This window comes from Kosakonia sp. YIM B13588 (assembly GCF_042788165.1).
Classification (GTDB): Bacteria; Pseudomonadota; Gammaproteobacteria; order Enterobacterales; family Enterobacteriaceae; genus Kosakonia; species Kosakonia sacchari.
In genome coordinates this window covers 23,116-39,955 of the sequence record NZ_JBHZPO010000013.1, presented here as the reverse complement: position 1 = coordinate 39,955, position 16,840 = coordinate 23,116, and the positions used below count along the sequence as shown (strand labels likewise).

At 54.5% G+C, this 16,840-nt stretch carries 17 protein-coding genes; 7 read left to right on the top strand and 10 right to left on the bottom strand.

Going from position 1 to position 16,840, the window contains the following annotated elements; all coding sequences use genetic code 11:
* Window positions 1–14: 14 nt before the first annotated feature.
* The 4 genes from cysG to nirB all read right to left on the bottom strand — a co-directional run bounded on the left by cysG (window position 15) and on the right by nirB (window position 5,169).
* On the bottom strand, window positions 15–1,379 hold the full coding sequence (gene cysG, locus ACFX4U_RS19375) for a siroheme synthase CysG (RefSeq protein ID WP_313509537.1): 1,365 nt from the start codon (window positions 1,377–1,379) through the stop codon (window positions 15–17).
* Window positions 1,380–1,396: 17 nt separating this feature from the next.
* Entirely contained in the window at window positions 1,397–2,206 is an 810-nt protein-coding gene (nirC, locus tag ACFX4U_RS19370; protein ID WP_313509534.1) for a nitrite transporter NirC, read from the bottom strand.
* Between the two features lie 96 nt (window positions 2,207–2,302).
* A complete protein-coding gene (gene nirD, locus ACFX4U_RS19365; RefSeq protein WP_020455530.1) occupies window positions 2,303–2,629 on the bottom strand; it encodes a nitrite reductase small subunit NirD in 327 nt (108 codons plus the stop codon).
* The gene (gene nirB, locus ACFX4U_RS19360) at window positions 2,626–5,169 is read right to left on the bottom strand and encodes a nitrite reductase large subunit NirB (RefSeq protein WP_313509531.1); all 2,544 of its coding nucleotides are present in this window, start codon (window positions 5,167–5,169) and stop codon (window positions 2,626–2,628) included. Before nirB ends, nirD begins: the two co-directional genes overlap by 4 nt.
* A gap of 240 nt (window positions 5,170–5,409) precedes the next feature.
* Here nirB and ACFX4U_RS19355 point away from each other — a divergent pair, with 240 nt between their 5' ends.
* The 6 genes from ACFX4U_RS19355 to ACFX4U_RS19330 all read left to right on the top strand — a co-directional run bounded on the left by ACFX4U_RS19355 (window position 5,410) and on the right by ACFX4U_RS19330 (window position 10,198).
* Window positions 5,410–6,711: a cytosine deaminase gene (locus ACFX4U_RS19355; RefSeq protein WP_313509529.1), complete on the top strand. Its 1,302-nt coding sequence runs from the start codon at window positions 5,410–5,412 to the stop codon at window positions 6,709–6,711.
* A 143-nt stretch (window positions 6,712–6,854) separates the two neighbouring features.
* Window positions 6,855–7,427 (top strand): peptidylprolyl isomerase A, encoded by a 573-nt coding sequence (gene ppiA, locus ACFX4U_RS19350; protein ID WP_017459864.1) that lies wholly within the window; start codon window positions 6,855–6,857, stop codon window positions 7,425–7,427.
* 105 nt (window positions 7,428–7,532) lie between these two features.
* The gene (locus tag ACFX4U_RS19345; protein WP_305734819.1) at window positions 7,533–7,703 is read left to right on the top strand and encodes a YhfG family protein; all 171 of its coding nucleotides are present in this window, start codon (window positions 7,533–7,535) and stop codon (window positions 7,701–7,703) included.
* Window positions 7,693–8,295 (top strand): putative adenosine monophosphate-protein transferase Fic, encoded by a 603-nt coding sequence (locus tag ACFX4U_RS19340; RefSeq protein WP_313509524.1) that lies wholly within the window; start codon window positions 7,693–7,695, stop codon window positions 8,293–8,295. Before ACFX4U_RS19345 ends, ACFX4U_RS19340 begins: the two co-directional genes overlap by 11 nt.
* A gap of 31 nt (window positions 8,296–8,326) precedes the next feature.
* The gene (gene pabA, locus ACFX4U_RS19335; RefSeq protein WP_313509522.1) at window positions 8,327–8,890 is read left to right on the top strand and encodes an aminodeoxychorismate synthase component 2; all 564 of its coding nucleotides are present in this window, start codon (window positions 8,327–8,329) and stop codon (window positions 8,888–8,890) included.
* Window positions 8,891–8,977: 87 nt separating this feature from the next.
* Window positions 8,978–10,198, top strand: coding sequence for an aspartate aminotransferase family protein (locus ACFX4U_RS19330; protein WP_313509520.1), 1,221 nt, complete (start codon window positions 8,978–8,980; stop codon window positions 10,196–10,198).
* Here the strand turns inward: ACFX4U_RS19330 and ACFX4U_RS19325 are convergent.
* Together ACFX4U_RS19325 and crp are read right to left on the bottom strand one after the other, a co-directional pair.
* Window positions 10,188–12,266, bottom strand: coding sequence for a YccS/YhfK family putative transporter (locus tag ACFX4U_RS19325; protein WP_313509517.1), 2,079 nt, complete (start codon window positions 12,264–12,266; stop codon window positions 10,188–10,190). The genes ACFX4U_RS19330 and ACFX4U_RS19325 overlap by 11 nt on opposite strands.
* A gap of 46 nt (window positions 12,267–12,312) precedes the next feature.
* Window positions 12,313–12,945: a cAMP-activated global transcriptional regulator CRP gene (gene crp / locus ACFX4U_RS19320; protein ID WP_000242758.1), complete on the bottom strand. Its 633-nt coding sequence runs from the start codon at window positions 12,943–12,945 to the stop codon at window positions 12,313–12,315.
* A gap of 304 nt (window positions 12,946–13,249) precedes the next feature.
* Between crp and ACFX4U_RS19315 the strand changes: the two genes are divergently transcribed.
* Window positions 13,250–13,654 (top strand): OsmC family protein, encoded by a 405-nt coding sequence (locus ACFX4U_RS19315; RefSeq protein WP_305734824.1) that lies wholly within the window; start codon window positions 13,250–13,252, stop codon window positions 13,652–13,654.
* A 42-nt stretch (window positions 13,655–13,696) separates the two neighbouring features.
* Here ACFX4U_RS19315 and ACFX4U_RS19310 read toward each other — a convergent pair whose 3' ends face one another.
* The 4 genes from ACFX4U_RS19310 to ACFX4U_RS19295 form a co-directional block, all read right to left on the bottom strand.
* Window positions 13,697–14,566: a phosphoribulokinase gene (locus ACFX4U_RS19310; protein WP_017459871.1), complete on the bottom strand. Its 870-nt coding sequence runs from the start codon at window positions 14,564–14,566 to the stop codon at window positions 13,697–13,699.
* Window positions 14,567–14,620: 54 nt separating this feature from the next.
* A complete protein-coding gene (locus ACFX4U_RS19305; protein ID WP_017459872.1) occupies window positions 14,621–14,839 on the bottom strand; it encodes a YheU family protein in 219 nt (72 codons plus the stop codon).
* Window positions 14,836–15,855 (bottom strand): hydrolase, encoded by a 1,020-nt coding sequence (locus ACFX4U_RS19300; protein WP_313509511.1) that lies wholly within the window; start codon window positions 15,853–15,855, stop codon window positions 14,836–14,838. Before ACFX4U_RS19300 ends, ACFX4U_RS19305 begins: the two co-directional genes overlap by 4 nt.
* Window positions 15,856–15,945: 90 nt before the next feature.
* A complete protein-coding gene (locus ACFX4U_RS19295; protein WP_313509509.1) occupies window positions 15,946–16,665 on the bottom strand; it encodes an NUDIX domain-containing protein in 720 nt (239 codons plus the stop codon).
* Window positions 16,666–16,840: the final 175 nt, after the last annotated feature.

Sequence of the window (16,840 nt, the reverse complement as noted above, 5' to 3'; positions counted from 1 at the left end):
CCCTTTTTCTATTTTCAGAACCATTTTAGCTTATCGCGCAGCCCCACCACGCGGCCAACAATGATCAGCGCCGGGCTTTGCACCTGCTGTGCCAGCTCGCCCAGTTGCGACAACGCGCCGCTGACGACTTTCTGCTGCACGGATGTGCCGTTTTCAACCAGCGCCACTGGCATATCTGCCTGCATTCCATGCGCCATTAATTGCGTCTGAATCGTTGCCGCCTGATTCAGCCCCATATAGAACACCAGCGTTTGCTTTTCCGCAGCCAGATTGGCCCAGTCCAGCTCGCCACCGGTTTTCAGGTGGCCGGTCACCAGCCGCACGCTTTGCGCATAATCACGATGCGTTAACGGAATGCCGGAGTAAGCCGAACAGCCGGATGCCGCCGTAATACCGGGCACTACCGAAAAAGGGATACCCGCGTGGCAGAGCGTTTCCAGCTCTTCGCCGCCGCGACCGAAAATAAACGGGTCGCCGCCTTTAAGCCGGACAACGCGTTTACCGCTTTGCGCTTCGCGCAGCAGGATCTGATTGATCTCCTCCTGCGGCACGCAGTGATAGCCCGCGCGTTTGCCCACAAAAACCCGGTCGGCATCGCGGCGCACCAGGTTCATGATCTCATCTGAAACCAGCCGGTCATACACTACCACATCGGCTTGCTGGATCTGCTGCAAACCTTTTAAGGTCAGCAGTCCGGCGTCGCCAGGCCCTGCGCCAACCAGTACCACTTCACCACGGTTATCCAGCGGCTCGGTCAGCAGTTTTTCGGTGATTTTCTCCACTGAACTGGTGTCCTGGTTCGCCAGGGATTGCGCCAGGCGGTCATTGACGAACAATTTTTCCCAGAAACGGCGACGCTCGCTCATGCTGGCGAACTGCTTTTTGACCCGGCTGCGTAACGTGCCCGCGAAATGGGCGACATGACCCAGATGCTGCGGCAACAGCGATTCCAGTTTTTCGCGCAGCAAACGCGCCAGCACCGGCGATGTGCCGCCGGAAGAGACCGCCACCATCAACGGCGAGCGGTCAATGATCGACGGCATGATAAAGCTTGCCTGTTTGGGCGCATCCACAACGTTACAGAAGATACGGCGCTGCTCTGCGGCGTCGCTGACGCGCTGATTCACCGCTTCGTCATCCGTTGCGGCAATCGCCAGCCAACACGCGTCTAACAACGTTTCGCTAAATTCGCCTTCAACCAGCGTTAACATGCCTTCTTCGGCCCAGACGCTGAACTGGGGAACAAACGTGAGCGCGTTAACGGTAAGCCGTGCACCCGCATCCATTAACAGCCGGGCTTTACGTTCTGCGACATCGCCGCCACCGACAAGCAGGCACTGGCGATCGCGTAGCTGGCAAAAAATTGGCAAATGGTCCACGACATTACCTCAACATTTTAGTTATTCTCTGTAGCCTGGCTTGCCACGCGGGTGACCGCAGAAGGACGCTCAGATTTCGGCGTAGCATACCAGTAACCTAACCCCATAAATACCGCACCAGAGAGAGTATTGCCAAGCGTTACCCACAGCAGGTTATGTCCGATCCCAGACAGCGTATACGCTTCGCTGTGATGACCAAACCAGGAGAGCGCGAAGAGCGTCATATTGGCGATGGAGTGCTCGTAACCCGAGGCGATAAACGCCAGCAGACACCACCAGATAGCGAGAAACTTCGCCGCGCCTTCGGTGCGGATTGCCATCCAGATAGCAAGGCATACCAGCCAGTTACACAGCGCGCCCTTAAAAAACAGCACCGTTGCTGGCGCACTGGTTTTCGCCAGCGCTACCGCGTGCACCAGGCTGGTGTCTACGGGTAACAAGCTGCCACCGCCCCAGCTATACAGCAGCGCGACGAACACTGAGCCGAGCAAATTACCGAGCCAGGTTTGCGGCAAAATAGCCCACATTTGCCCGTGGCTGATGGTGCCCGCTTTGACGCCCAGCGTCAGAAACATGGTGTGACCGGTAAACAACTCAGAACCGGCGATAATCACCAGCGTTAAGGCGATACCGAACGTCGCACCCATCACCAGCGGGCGCAATGCCGGCTCGAGCAGGTTGCCAAGGGTAAAAATCAGGATGATGCCGAGGCCAACATACGCGCCCGCCATGGCGGAACTTATCCAGAAACCCAGCGGATTTTGTGCAGAGAGGCGAGCGATACGCGCAGCATTAGCCGCGCACTTATTAATAGTGTCGGTAAACATGATGTTGATTATCCAAAGTTAAAAAGAAAATGTTTAAAAGAAAAAAATGAAAACGAAAAAGTGAAACAGCGGGAGCATTGCGCCCCCGCAGGGGTATTACGCTTTAATCTGTACTTCGCCGTCTTTCACGCGCGCATCGAAATGCGCGACAGAGCGGCTTTCATCTTCCATGCATACGCCGTCACGCAGGCGGAAGCGCTGTTTTTTCAGCGGGCTGGCAACCCACAACTCGCCCTGATGTTCAGCGATAAGGCCGCGAGAGAGCACGCTGGACTCAAAAAACGGGTCGATATTGCTAATGGCATACACTTGATCATCATGGCGCGGGCGAAAAATTGCGACTTGCTGACCTTTCACCAACGCGCACACGCCGGTCGCCGGGATGATGTCATCGATTTTGCAGACGGTGTTCCACTGGCTCATGCGTTTTCCTCCACTAACACCACCGGAATACGTTCATACGGCGTTGCCGGGCGATGTTGCTGACGCTCTGGCACCACCTGCACGTTCGGATCGCGGCGGTCGCTGTTGATAAAGTGTTTAAAGCGAAGCTGCGCAGAAGGCGTGTTCACCGTTTCTGTCCACTCGCAGACTACCGCTTCACGCAGACGGGTCATCTCTTCTTCCAGCTGTGCGTCAAAGCCCAGTTTGTCATCGATAATCACGCTCTTCAGATATTCGATGCCGCCTTCCATGCTGTCGAGCCAGGAGGCGGTACGCGTCAGTTTGTCGGCGGTGCGGATGTAAAACATCATAAAGCGATCGAGATAGTGCAACAGGGTTTCGCGATCGAGGTCCGCCGCCAGCAGATCCGCGTGGCGCGGTTTCATGCCGCCGTTACCGCACACATACAGGTTCCAGCCTTTTTCCGTGGCGATGATCCCCACGTCTTTACCCTGCGCTTCGGCACATTCACGGGTACAGCCAGAGACGCCGAACTTCATTTTGTGCGGGGTACGAATCCCTTTGTAGCGGTTTTCCAGCTCAACGCCGAAGCCCACACTGTCGCCCACACCGTAACGGCACCAGGTCGAACCGACACAGGTTTTCGCCATACGCAGCGCTTTGGCGTAGGCGTGGCCGGTTTCAAAGCCCGCGTTAATCAACTGACGCCAGATTTCCGGCAGATCGTCTTTTTGCGCGCCAAACAGGCCAATACGCTGAGAACCGGTGATTTTGGTGTAGAGATTGAATTCACGGGCAATACGGCCCACTTCCATCAGCCCTTCCGGGGTAATTTCGCCGCCTGCGGAGCGCGGGATCACGGAGTAGGTGCCATCTTTCTGGATGTTGGCGAGGAAGTTGTCGTTAGTATCCTGCAACGGCGTGTGTTGCGGTTTCAGGATGTACTCATTCCAGCAGGACGCCAGCAGTGAACCGACAGTCGGTTTACACACTTCGCAACCATAACCTTTGCCATATTTTGCCAGCAGTTCGTCGAAGGATTTGATGCCTTCCACGCGGATCAGGTGGTACAGCTCTTGGCGTGAGTAAGCAAAGTGCTCGCACAGGTTATTGGTCACTTCGATGCCCTGTTTCGCCAGTTCGGCGTTCAGCACTTGGGTGACCAGTGGGATACAACCGCCGCAGCCTGTACCGGCTTTGGTTTCTGCTTTCAGCGCGGCAACGGTGTGACAGCCTTTATTAATCGCGGCAATCAGGTCACCTTTGGTGACGTCGAAGCAGGAGCAGATCTGCGCGCTGTCCGGCAGCTTATCCACGCCGATAGAGGGTTTTCCGCCTGCCGCATGGGCTGGCAGGATCAATGCGTCCGGGTTTTCCGGCAGTTCGATAGCGTTCAGCACCAGTTGCAGCAGGTTGCCGAAATCGCTGGTGTCGCCAACCAGTACTGCGCCGAGCAGAGTTTTGTTATCCGGGCTGACAATCAGACGTTTGTAGACTTCTTTGCTTTCGTCGAGATAGACATAGCTGCGTGCGCCTGGCGTACGGCCATGCGCGTCGCCGATACCACCAACATCGACGCCGAGCAGTTTCAGTTTGGCGCTGAGGTCTGCACCTTCAAAGGCATTGGCCGTGCCGAGGATATGATCCACCGCCACCTGCGCCATTTTGTAACCGGGCGCGACCAGACCGTATACGCGGTTGTTCCAGCTGGCGCACTCGCCGATGGCATAGATATTCGGGTCGGAGGTTTGGCAGCTATCGTTGATCATGATACCGCCGCGCTGCGCCACTTCGAGACCGCACTGGGTCGCCAGTTTGTCGCGCGGGCGAATACCGGTGGAGAAGACAATAAAGTCCACTTCCAGCGCGCTACCATCGGCAAAACGCATGGTTTTACGCGCTTCGGTGCCTTCCTGCACAATCTCTTTAGTGTTTTTGCTGGTGTGTACGCGCACGCCCATGCTTTCGATTTTGCGCTTCAGTTGCTCGCCGCCCATCTGGTCGAGCTGTTCTGCCATTAGCATTGGCGCAAATTCAATGACGTGGGTTTCCACGCCTAAGTTTTTCAGCGCTCCGGCCGCTTCCAGACCGAGCAAACCGCCACCGACGACCGCGCCGCGGCGGCTACGACGTGCGCAGGATTCAATGGCGTTCAAATCTTCAATAGTGCGATAAACGAAGCAGTCTTGCGTTTCGGAACCTTTGATCGGCGGGATCCACGGATAGGAACCGGTCGCCATGATCAATTTGTCGTAATAAACCGTGCGTCCGGCGCTGGAGTGGATCACTTTTTCCTGACGGTTGATGGTGATAGCGCGCTCGCCGACCAGTACTTTTACGCCATGTTTCTCGTAAAAGCCTTCGCGAACCAGCGACAGCTCTTCAGCTGTATGGTGGGAAAAATAGGAAGAGAGGTGGACGCGGTCGTAGGCTTTACGCGGCTCCTCACAGAAGACGGTAATATCGAACTGGCTGGCGTCGGCTTTATCGAGGAGATCCTCAATAAAACGGTGGCCGACCATGCCGTTACCGATAATAGCGAGTTTAACTTTGCTCATTTTTGCCTCGATTTCTTTTCTACTACCACCTACCTTAACGATTCAGCTACCCGGCTTATTGATGTGCATCAAATACACCTTCACATACCACTTAATGGGTAGATATTTGATTTTTATTGGTTTTTATAAGTCGCGGATATCGCTGGCTTTTATGGTTTGCAGAATTTGTGTACAAAAAAAGAGGGTTTTTGCACGCACGTCTGATACAAATTATCTGAGGGAAACAGAGGGAGTCACACTATGTCGGCAGCACCGATTTGGTTAGTTCAGAATGTGCATTTACCCGAACGCGAAGGGTTATGGCAAATCGCGATTGAGAATGGTCGCTTCGGTGAAATTACCCCAATGAATGAAACACACAGTGACAGCCTGGAAGTGCTGAATGCGCACGGTGGGCTGGCGCTACCGCCGTTTGTTGAACCACATATTCACCTGGATACCACGCAAACTGCCGGAGAGCCGAACTGGAACCAATCCGGCACGCTGTTTGAAGGTATTGAGCGCTGGGCGGAACGCAAAGCGCTGCTGAGCCATCAGGATGTCAAAGCGCGCGCCTGGCAAACATTGAAGTGGCAAATGGCGAACGGTGTGCAGCATGTGCGGACCCATGTTGATGTTTCCGACCCCAGTCTGACAGCGCTGAAAGCCATGCTGGAAGTTAAAGGCGAGGTCGCGCCATGGATTGATCTGCAAATCGTCGCTTTCCCGCAGGAAGGGATCCTCTCCTATCCCAACGGCGCTGCATTGCTGGAAGAGGCGCTCCAGCTTGGCGCGGATGTGGTTGGCGCGATCCCACACTTTGAATTTACCCGTGAATATGGTGTTGAATCGCTGCACATTGCGTTCGCACTGGCGCAAAAATATGACCGTCCGTTGGATATTCACTGTGATGAAATTGACGACGAGCAGTCGCGTTTTGTCGAAACCGTTGCTGCGCTGGCGCTGAAGATGGGCATTGGCCCGCGCGTTACCGCCAGCCATACCACGGCGATGCACTCTTACAATGGCGCGTACACCTCGCGGCTGTTCCGTTTGTTAAAGCTTTCCGGCATTAACTTTGTTGCTAACCCGCTGGTAAACATTCACCTGCAGGGGCGCTTTGACGATTATCCCAAGCGCCGGGGAATTACGCGGGTAAAAGAGCTCCTGGCGGCGGGAATAAATGTCTGCTTTGGCCATGACGATGTGTTTGATCCCTGGTATCCGCTTGGCACCGGCAATATGTTGCAGGTGCTGCATATGGGGCTGCACGTTTGTCAGTTGATGGGCTACCAGCAAATTAATGATGGGTTGCGTCTTATCACGCATAACAGCGCCAGAACATTTGGTTTAACGCAGTACGGTATTGAAACGGGGAACCCGGCGAATATGGTTATTTTGCCCGTTGAAAGCGGTTTTGATGCGGTGCGCTGCCAGTCGCCGGTACGCTGGTCGATTCGACAAGGGCGGATCATTGCCAGCACGCAACCTGCGCAAAGCTGGATTCAGATGGATAACGGTGGTGAAGCGGTGCTTTTTAGCCGTTATCGTTCAGGTATGTAGCCTTCGTGAAGCGGGTTGTGAGCGGTCTGGCGTTACATCTGTTACTAAATACGTAAAATTAAGTAAAAGGCTGGCCTGCTGGCTGACTGCTCTTTAGAATCAAGCCACTCGCTTTCTTTACTGCTCTTCGTTAAGGAAACCTTATGGTTAAATCGACTCTGGCGGCTGTTGCGGCTGTGTTTGCCCTTTCTGCTTTCTCTTCTGCTGCGCTGGCGGCAAAAGGCGATCCTCATGTTCTGCTCACCACTTCCGCCGGTAACATTGAACTGGAGCTGAACAACCAGAAAGCCCCTGTGTCGGTGAAAAACTTCCTTGATTACGTAAATAACGGTTTCTATAACAACACCACGTTTCATCGTGTGATCCCGGGGTTTATGGTGCAGGGCGGTGGTTTCAACGAGCAGATGCAGCAAAAGCAGCCTAACCCGCCTATCAAAAATGAAGCTGACAACGGCTTGCGTAACACGCGCGGCACCATTTCGATGGCGCGTACCGCCGATAAAGACAGCGCAACCAGCCAGTTCTTTATTAACGTCGCTGACAACGCGTTTCTCGATCATGGCCAGCGCGACTTTGGTTACGCGGTGTTTGGTAAAGTGGTGAAAGGCATGGATGTCGCCGACAAAATCTCCCAGGTACCGACGCACGATGTCGGACCTTACCAGAATGTCCCGTCAAAACCGGTCGTTATCCTCTCTGCGAAAGTGTTGCCGTAAGTTTCCCCCGCACGGGGTGTTCACCCCGTGCTTCCTGAGCTTCCCTGCGTAACCTGTCATTTCTGCTTATAATTTGGGCACCGACATGTGAAACAGGGAGGCGCTATGACCAAAAAACTCACCGACCGGCAAAAATCCCGTCTCTGGGAACAGCAGCGCAATGCCAATTTTCAGGCCAGCCGACGGCTGGAGAATGTCGACAGCGAACGGGTGACGCTAAGTAGCGCGGAAGCCGATGCGCGCCTTGAAGAACTGCGGAGGCACTATGAGCGATAAATTCGGCGACGGGCGCGATCCGTATCTCTATCCTGGCCTGAATGTGATGCGCAATGAGCTGGGGCTTCGCCAGGCGCAGAAACTGGAGCAGGCGGCTTATCAATTCACCGCCTTACGCGCCGCCACACTGGATCTTGGCCCGATGGTGCGCGGCCTTCCTCATTTATGCGCCATTCACCACCATCTTTATCAGGACGTGTTCGACTGGGCCGGGCAGATCCGCGAAGTGGATATTTACGAAGGCGATACCCGGTTTTGCCACTTCGAGTATATCGAGAAAGAGGGCAATGCCTTGATGCAGCAACTGGAAGATGAAGAGTGGCTGTGCGGGCTGGAAAAGGCGTCGTTTATTGAGCGGCTGGCGCACTACTACTGTGAAATCAACGTGCTGCATCCGTTCCGCCTTGGCAACGGCATCGCTCAGCGCATCTTCTTAGAACAACTGGCGCTGCACGCGGGTTTTTCGCTCGACTGGCGTGGCATCGATCCTGATGAGTGGCGCGAGGCAAACCAGGCTGGCGCAATGGGCGACTTAGCCCCGCTTTGCGCCATCTTCAGCAAAGTGGTGAGTGAAGCGGTCGAAAGCGAGTAAACTAGCGCGGTTTCCGACATCAGAGGCCGCTATGATCCTGCTTATCGACAATTACGACTCCTTTACCTGGAACCTGTATCAATATTTTTGTGAGCTGGGGGCAAGCGTAGAGGTGCGGCGTAACGATGAGATAACGCTTGCGGATATTGCCGCGCTGGCGCCGGAAAAGATCGTTATTTCGCCCGGCCCCTGTACGCCGGATGAGTCCGGCGTTTCGCTGGCGGTTATCCGCCATTACGCGGGGAAATTGCCTATTCTTGGCGTTTGTCTTGGTCACCAGGCGATTGCGCAGGTCTTTGGTGCAACTATCGTGCGTGCGGCAAAAGTGATGCACGGTAAAACATCGCCTGTCACCCACAACGGCACTGGCGTATTTTGCGGGCTTAATAATCCGTTAACCGTCACCCGTTACCATTCCCTGGTTATCGATCCGCCTACGTTACCGGCGTGCTTCGAGGTTACCGCCTGGAGCGATAGCGGCGAGATCATGGGCATTCGCCACCGGGGGTGGGATCTGGAAGGGGTGCAATTTCACCCGGAAAGTATCCTGAGCGAGCAGGGACATCAGTTACTGAAAAACTTCCTCGAACGCTGATTTGTGGTTGCCATTAACTGATTTTTTATGCATATTTCGTGATTATATTTTCATAATCAATGCAACGTAAAACTGGATGGGCAAGCCATGGCAACTCAGCAAGACGCGGTAACTCGTGCAAACTTCGATGACGTTATTCTGCCAATTTACGCACCGGCCGAGTTTATCCCGGTAAAGGGTAAAGGCAGCCGGGTGTGGGATCAGCAGGGTAAAGAGTACGTTGATTTTGCAGGTGGGATTGCGGTTACTGCGTTAGGACATTGTCATCCGGCGCTGGTGGAGACGCTGAAAACGCAGGGCGAGACCCTGTGGCACACCAGCAATGTTTTTACCAACGAGCCTGCTCTGCGCCTGGCGCGTAAACTCATCGACGCCACGTTTGCCGAGCGCGTGGTGTTTATGAACTCCGGCACTGAAGCCAACGAAACGGCATTCAAACTGGCGCGTTTTTATGCATCTACGCGTCACAGCCCATACAAAACAAAAATCATCGCGTTCCATAATGCCTTCCACGGTCGTTCGCTGTTTACCGTAAGCGTGGGCGGCCAGCCGAAGTATTCCGATGGCTTTGGCCCGAAACCGGCGGACATTATTCATGTGCCGTTTAACGATCTGCACGCGGTGAAAGCGGTGATGGACGATCACACCTGCGCGGTAGTGGTAGAGCCTATTCAGGGCGAAGGCGGCGTTACTGCCGCTACACCGGATTTCCTGAAAGGTTTGCGCGAGCTGTGCGATCAGCACAACGCCCTGCTGGTATTTGACGAAGTGCAGTGCGGCATGGGCCGCAGCGGAGAGTTGTTTGCTTACATGCACTATGGTGTGACGCCGGATATTCTGACCAGCGCCAAAGCGCTCGGTGGCGGTTTCCCTATCAGCGCGATGCTGACCACGCATGACATTGCCAGTGTCTTCCACGCCGGTTCACACGGTTCCACCTACGGTGGCAACCCGCTGGCCTGCGCCGTCGCCGGAACCGCATTCAACATTATCAACACTGCGGAAGTGCTCAGCGGCGTGAATGAAAAACGTCAGTTGTTCGTGAAGCATCTGCAACAAATTGGCGAGAAGTTTGACCTGTTTAGCGATATTCGGGGCATGGGGCTGCTGATTGGTGCCGAGCTGAATCCGCAATATAAAGGCCGCGCGCGCGACTTCCTCTACGCCGCTGCCGATGCGGGCGTTATGGTGCTGAATGCTGGTCCGGACGTCATGCGTTTTGTGCCTTCGCTCATTATTGATGCGCAGGATATCGAAGAAGGGATGCAGCGCTTCGCGAATGCGGTGGCGAAAGTGGTCAACGGTTAAGGCGGCGGTTAAGCCAGATGCCGTGATGCGGGCGCTGACGCCATGCTACCGATGAAATGGTGTGCATGGTGTTCAGATGCCCGATAATCCGTTGTAAATGCTGCTCCAGCGTGCTCATTGGCCCGTGCGTTAACGTTTCCGGGGCTTCGAGGATATTCACATCGCCGGATCCTCCCGGCCCGTCGTACTCCAGTCGCTGTTGGCAGCGTTGTAGGGCAATTTCGCAGGATTGCAAATAACGCTGCGCCAGTTCCGGCGTCAACATCGTATGTTCGCGCGCCAGCGTCGTCATCGCATTGATATGCTCAACGATAAACTGGCTATGCGTTACCCACAGTTTCATATCTTCCAGATAACGCGTATTAAACCCCGGTTCCTGCATCGCCTGGTTTAGCGAGTTGAACAGGGCGTTATGCGCCTGGTTTACGCGCATGCGCTGCCAGGCAAGCGGTGTGGGCTGCGGGTTATCGCTTAAGATCAGGCGAATCGCTTCCTGATCTGTTTCCAGCGCATCGTGCGCATTCTGACGCAGCAAGCCACTTTGCCACTGCGGCCACAGCCAGACCATGCCGCCGAAGGCAATCAGGCAACCAATCAACGTATCGATAAGGCGGGCGACAATAAACTCCTCGCCATTTAGCGTCAGCAACTGCAAGGTGTAGACAGCGGTAATGGTAAAACCCACCATCGCCCAGCCGTAGTTTTTCCGAATAATGAGATAACTGACCAGCGTAATCATCAGCATCGCCGCCAGCGTAAAACCGAGTGGAACATGAAAGTGCAGCGTAGCTCCGGCAATCACCAGCCCGGCAATGGTGCCTGCCGCCCGGTGGACAATGCGAACGCGCGTTGCGCCATAACCGTTTTGCGTGACAAACATTACCGTCATCATGATCCAGTAGGGTTTTGGTAAATGCAGTGCGCTGCCCATCAGGCTGGCGATGCTAAGCATGACGCTGATTCGCGCGGCATTACGCAGCGCCGCAGATTTCAGTGATAAATAGCTTTTCAGCGCCGGGAAAAGGGGCAAGCGCCGCTGCTTTTCTGCCATCAGATCGCGGGCATAGAGCGGGCGCTGAGTGCGCAAGACGCGCGCGATGCGGCTAAAATGCCAGGCGCAGAACTGCCCGACCGGGTTATCCGGGTGCTGGCGGGCGATTTTTTCCAGCGCGCCAATCTGCTTATCCATGTTGAAGCGCGTGGGATAGCGGTGATAGAGAATGTCGTCTGCCAGCACGCGCAGACGAGCGGCAACGGTTTGTGCGTTCCAACGGATCACCTGTTCGGCGTGAGTTTGTTCCACTAGCTTTTGCACTTCTTCCGGCTGGTGCAAACTCACCGAAATGTGCTCTTGCAGATCCAGCCCTACCTGGAAAACCCGCAGTAGCCGTTTGTAATCGTTGTGTTTATTGGCGGCCAGCATATGCAGCTGTTGGTAGCACTGGCTTATCATATCCACCGCTTTTTGCTGGCGGGCAAGCAAAGGCGGCAGGGCTTTTTCCGGGTCGGCATGCTGCGTCAGCAGGCTGTATTTCGCCTCGCAGTAGTCTGCCAGTTGCCGGTAGAGCAGGCTGAGAGATTCGCGCAGCGGTTGCTCTCGCCACATCCAGAACCAGAACCAGTTGAACAGCCCGTACCACAGCGTGCCCAGCGCATAGATAAGCAGCGGCTCCCATACCGGCATGTTACCGGCAAGGCTGAGCGTAAAGATGGCGGCAATGAGCGAAGCCGGAAGCAGGCGACCGTGCAGTGCGCTGATTTCGGCGGTGACGCCTAAAACCAGCGTCAGCCCGGTGAGGATCAGCGGCAATGGAAGATCTTTCGCCAGCAGTAATTGCACCGCCAGGCTGCTGCCGGCAAACAGGGTTCCGCCAATGATCAGGCGTTTGAAAAAACGTTTATGTGGCGTATCAAGCCCGGCAATGTTGCAGCAGGCGGGAACGAGGGAAAACAGCAGACCTTGTTGCAGATGACCCGTAACCAGACCAATGGCCACAGGTAAACATAACACCAGCGTTTGTCGCAGTGCGTAGTTGATTTCGGGGTGATAAATCAGCCTGCGCCACATGAGGGAAGAAAAACGACGCAGCGCGTAAGCTGCGCCGTTTTACAGATTAACGCGTTCCGTATACGACGATGGTTTTACCGTGGGCGGAGATCAGGTTCTGATCTTCGAGCATTTTGAGAATGCGGCCCACTGTTTCACGGGAACAACCGACGATCTGACCAATTTCCTGGCGAGTAATTTTAATTTGCATGCCGTCCGGATGGGTCATTGCGTCTGGCTGTTTCGCCAGGTTTAACAGCGTTTGCGCGATACGGCCGGTGACGTCCAGGAAGGCGAGGTTACCCACTTTTTCTGAAGTGACCTGCAGGCGACGCGCCATTTGCGAGGAAAGACGCATCAGGATATCCGGGTTAACCTGGATTAACTGACGGAATTTTTTGTACGAGATTTCAGCCACTTCACAAGCAGTTTTAGCGCGTACCCATGCACTGCGCTCCTGACCCTCTTCGAACAGGCCCAGTTCACCGATAAAATCTCCCTGGTTCAGGTAGGAGAGGATCATCTCTTTACCCTCTTCGTCCTTGATTAGCACTGCCACTGAGCCTTTAACGATGTAATACAGCGTTTCCGCTTTTTCACCCTGGTGAATCAGCGTGCTCTTCGACGGGTACTTGTGAATGTGGCAATGAGACAAGAACCATTCAAGCGTCGGGTCTGTTTGTGGTTTGCCAAGCACCATGCGCGATTATCCTCTGTTATAAGCTGTCTCAGACACAGGATGAGCCCCTACGTCTGGGGTTGCAATCTAAGCTTCCCGCATCCAGGGAAGTGGACCGTCAGCGTCATCTGCGGTCTCTAAAGTATGATGTCATGCATACATGCGTAACATCCATTTATCTCTGTAGCATCCAGAGTGTTTTAGCATAGCTTTTACCGCCTGTCTCCTGGTGTCTCGCTTCAGCATGACGCAGGTCGCCTTCCGTTGCGAGTTTTGTTATGTACGCGTAATCTGTAAAGAAAATTGCCACTCCGGAGTGAAGAAAATGCAGGCACGTGTGAAATGGGTTGAAGGGTTAACGTTCCTTGGCGAGTCCGCATCGGGCCACCAAATCCTGATGGACGGTAACTCCGGCGACAAAGCGCCAAGCCCGATGGAAATGGTGCTGATGGCGGCAGGTGGATGCAGTGCCATCGATGTGGTTTCTATTTTGCAAAAAGGGCGTCATGACGTGACCGACTGCGAAGTGAAGCTGACTTCAGAGCGTCGTGAAGAAGCGCCGCGCCTGTTTACCCACATCAATTTGCACTTTATCGTCACCGGAAAGGATCTGAAGGATGCGGCGGTTTCCCGCGCGGTGGATTTATCAGCGGAGAAGTATTGCTCCGTGGCCTTGATGCTCGAAAAAGCGGTGAATATCACCCACTCTTACGACGTTATCGAAGCCTGATGCGAAAAGCCCGGCGGCGCGTTGCTGACCGGGCTTTCTGCATTATTTGATCTTTTTGCCTTCCATCAGCCGTTGCACCAGCGGCGTCATAATCAGCTCCATGGCCAGCCCCATTTTTCCGCCAGGCACTACCAGCGTATCCATATGTGAGATAAACGAGCCTTGCAGCATCGCCAGCAACCACGGGTAATCAATACCCTCCAGATTACGGAAGTGGATCACCACAAAACTCTCGTCCAGTGAGGGAATGCCTTTCGCGGCAAACGGATTGGACGTATCCACCGTTGGCACGCGCTGGAAATTAATGTGCGTACGGGAAAACTGCGGCGTAATAAAATTGATGTAATCCTCCATCGAACGCACGACAGAATCCATTACCGCTTCACGCGAATGCCCACGCTCGCTGGTATCGCGGACAAGTTTTTGAATCCATTCAAGGTTGACGATCGGCACCACGCCCACCAGCAAATCCACATGACGCGCGACATCGTTTTGCGGCGTCACCACGCCGCCGTGCAGACCTTCATAAAACAGCACATCGGTCGGCTCCGGCAGTGGTTGCCAGGGTGTAAATGTGCCCGGTACCTGGTTCCAGGGAACGGCTTCATCGTAGGTATGCAGGTATTTGCGCGCCTGGCCTTTGCCGGTTTGGCCATATTCGCTAAACGTCTGTTCCAGCAGGCCAAAATCGTTGGCTTCAGGGCCAAAATAGCTGATATGCCGCCCAAGATCGCGGGCCTTACGGATAGCCATATCCATTTCCGGGCGGGTATAGCGATGGAAGCTGTCACCTTCCACTTCTGCCGCGTGCATATTGAGCTGGGCGAAGATCTTACGAAAGGCGAGGCTGGTGGTGGTGGTTCCCGCGCCGCTGGAGCCTGTAACGGCGATAACCGGATGTTTGGCGGACATAGCAACTCCCTGAATTAACGATTATTTCAGTATAGCCAGCCGCCATGTACTTGTTCAGTCGTGGAACTGCCCGCGCGGCATTATGTTGACCGTCTCGTGCAGTTCCGACCACACCAGTACGGCTTCGCCGCGTTGCAGCTGCCGTTTAACGTCGGCGACCTTTTGCTCAAGTGAACGCTCATGTTCACCATAATCAGTGCCTTCGCGCAAGACAAAGCTCTCAATCAGATTGTCCAGCGTCTGTGCATCAATTTCTTGCCAGGGAATAATCATCGTTTTTCCAGGTAAGCGGATAACCAATCCGGAATTCGTTTTTCCAGCCACATTTCCGGGTGGCGCAAGGTTCCGCCAACAAACCCGACATGGCCGCCGTGTTCCGTCAGTTGGTACTCAATATTCGCCGGTAAATGCCCGGCGTCCGGGATCACGTTGTGATCCATAAACGGGTCATCTTTCGCGTGGATAATCAGCGTCGGTTTACGAATATCCGGCAAAACCGGCATTGCGCTACAGCGGCGATAGTAATCCAGCGCGTCGGCAAAACCGTGGATTTTTGCGGTGATCAGATCGTCGAACTCGCGAATACGGCGCAGCTTACGTAGCGCAGGCAAGGTGGTTGGCAGCGAGCCAGGATAAGCGCGTAATTTGCGCGCGGCGTTCGCTTTCAGCAAATTCAACAAGTAGCGCTGATAAACGCGGGAAAATCCCTTATCCATATGATAACTGCAAGCTTCCAGCACCAACGGAGCTGAGACAATCACCGCTGCATCGACGGGCAAATCGTCATCGGCTTTTGCCAGCAAACAACCGAGCATGTTCCCGCCGAGCGAATAACCCACCGCTGCGGTTGGCACGGATCCGAATTCCTGATGTAACCAGTGCAAGAACCAGGTGCCATCTTCGGTTTCACCCGAGTGATAAATGCGGTTCAGACGATTCGGGATGCCGCTGCAGCCGCGAAAATGCATCACCACGCCAAGCCAGCCGCGCTGCTTCGCCGCATGCACCAGACCGTGCGCGTAAGGACTGTGCAGGCTGCCCTCCAGACCATGAAAAACCACCAGTCGCGGTTTATGTTTCGCCTGATTCGGCTCTTCGCTCCAGGCCAAATCAACGAAGTCGCCATCCGGCAGCTCAAGGCGCTGCCACCAGGGTTCAAACTGGAGACGGCGTCGAATCAGCCGTGGCAGCATGGTCTGCAAATGCGGGTTACGCACGCCGCGCATCGGGCGAAAGTCATGCGTATCGTCTGCAATTTCCGAAAGTTGTGAAGGTGTGATTTCAGCCATAACACAGAAAAAAGAGTAGATATTGGGACAACTATAACCGCGCAAGGGCATTCCGTTTGTTCATTTTACGGGAATTAGCACGATCGGGCATTAATCTGTTAGCAAATTCCGCGAAAACAGATGGATGTCGACGCCCGGTTTGCGCCGCCATAAACGCGCTTTACGCGCGCCGGTCGCCACGCTTTCGCCGGTCTCTTCAAACATGCCAGAGGCTTCAAAACGGCGAATCAAACTTTTGCGCTGAATAGGCTGACCAAGGATTATCTCCGTCGCTTCCTGCAATTGCGCCTGAGTAAACGTATCGGGCAAACAGTAAACCGGCAGGAGCGAGTACATGGTTTTCTGCCGCAGTCGGTGCAGCGCCGCCTGAATGATCGCCTGATGATCAAAAGCCAGCTCAATAGTCGCCAGCTCGCTTACCGGCACCCATTTCGCATCGCTAACGCTTGCGATATGCGGCGCGCAGGAGACCCACGAAATCAGTGCAAACCAGGCGATAGTCAGACTCCAGCCGCGCGGATCGCGCTGCGGGCCGGAAAAGGTATCCAGCTGTTCCAGCCATGATGGCGAAACGCCGGTTTTTTCCGTCAGTTTGCGCAGCGCCGTGGCGCGCGTGGAATCATCCTGCGCCATATCGATAAATCCGCCGGGCAATCCCCAGCGTCCTTGCTGCGGCTGGCTGGCTCGCTGAACCAATAACACGCAAAGCACCTGCTGATGTACCGTAAACAGCACGCTATCCACCGTCACCAGCGGTGAGGGGAAACGGCTGGCATCATAAGATTTCAGGTACTCTGCTTCACTGATCATCGCTCACTCGCTCCTTTTTTCACGCCACAAGTTTATCAGCCTGCCCTGGTGCGGCAAGTTAACTTTTATCTTATTAATTTTCATGGGCTTAATTATTTATTTCCTGAATGATTAAAAAAACGCTTGCTCAATAAGTGTCTTATAGACAATATTAAACGTGTCTAAGGGACACTAA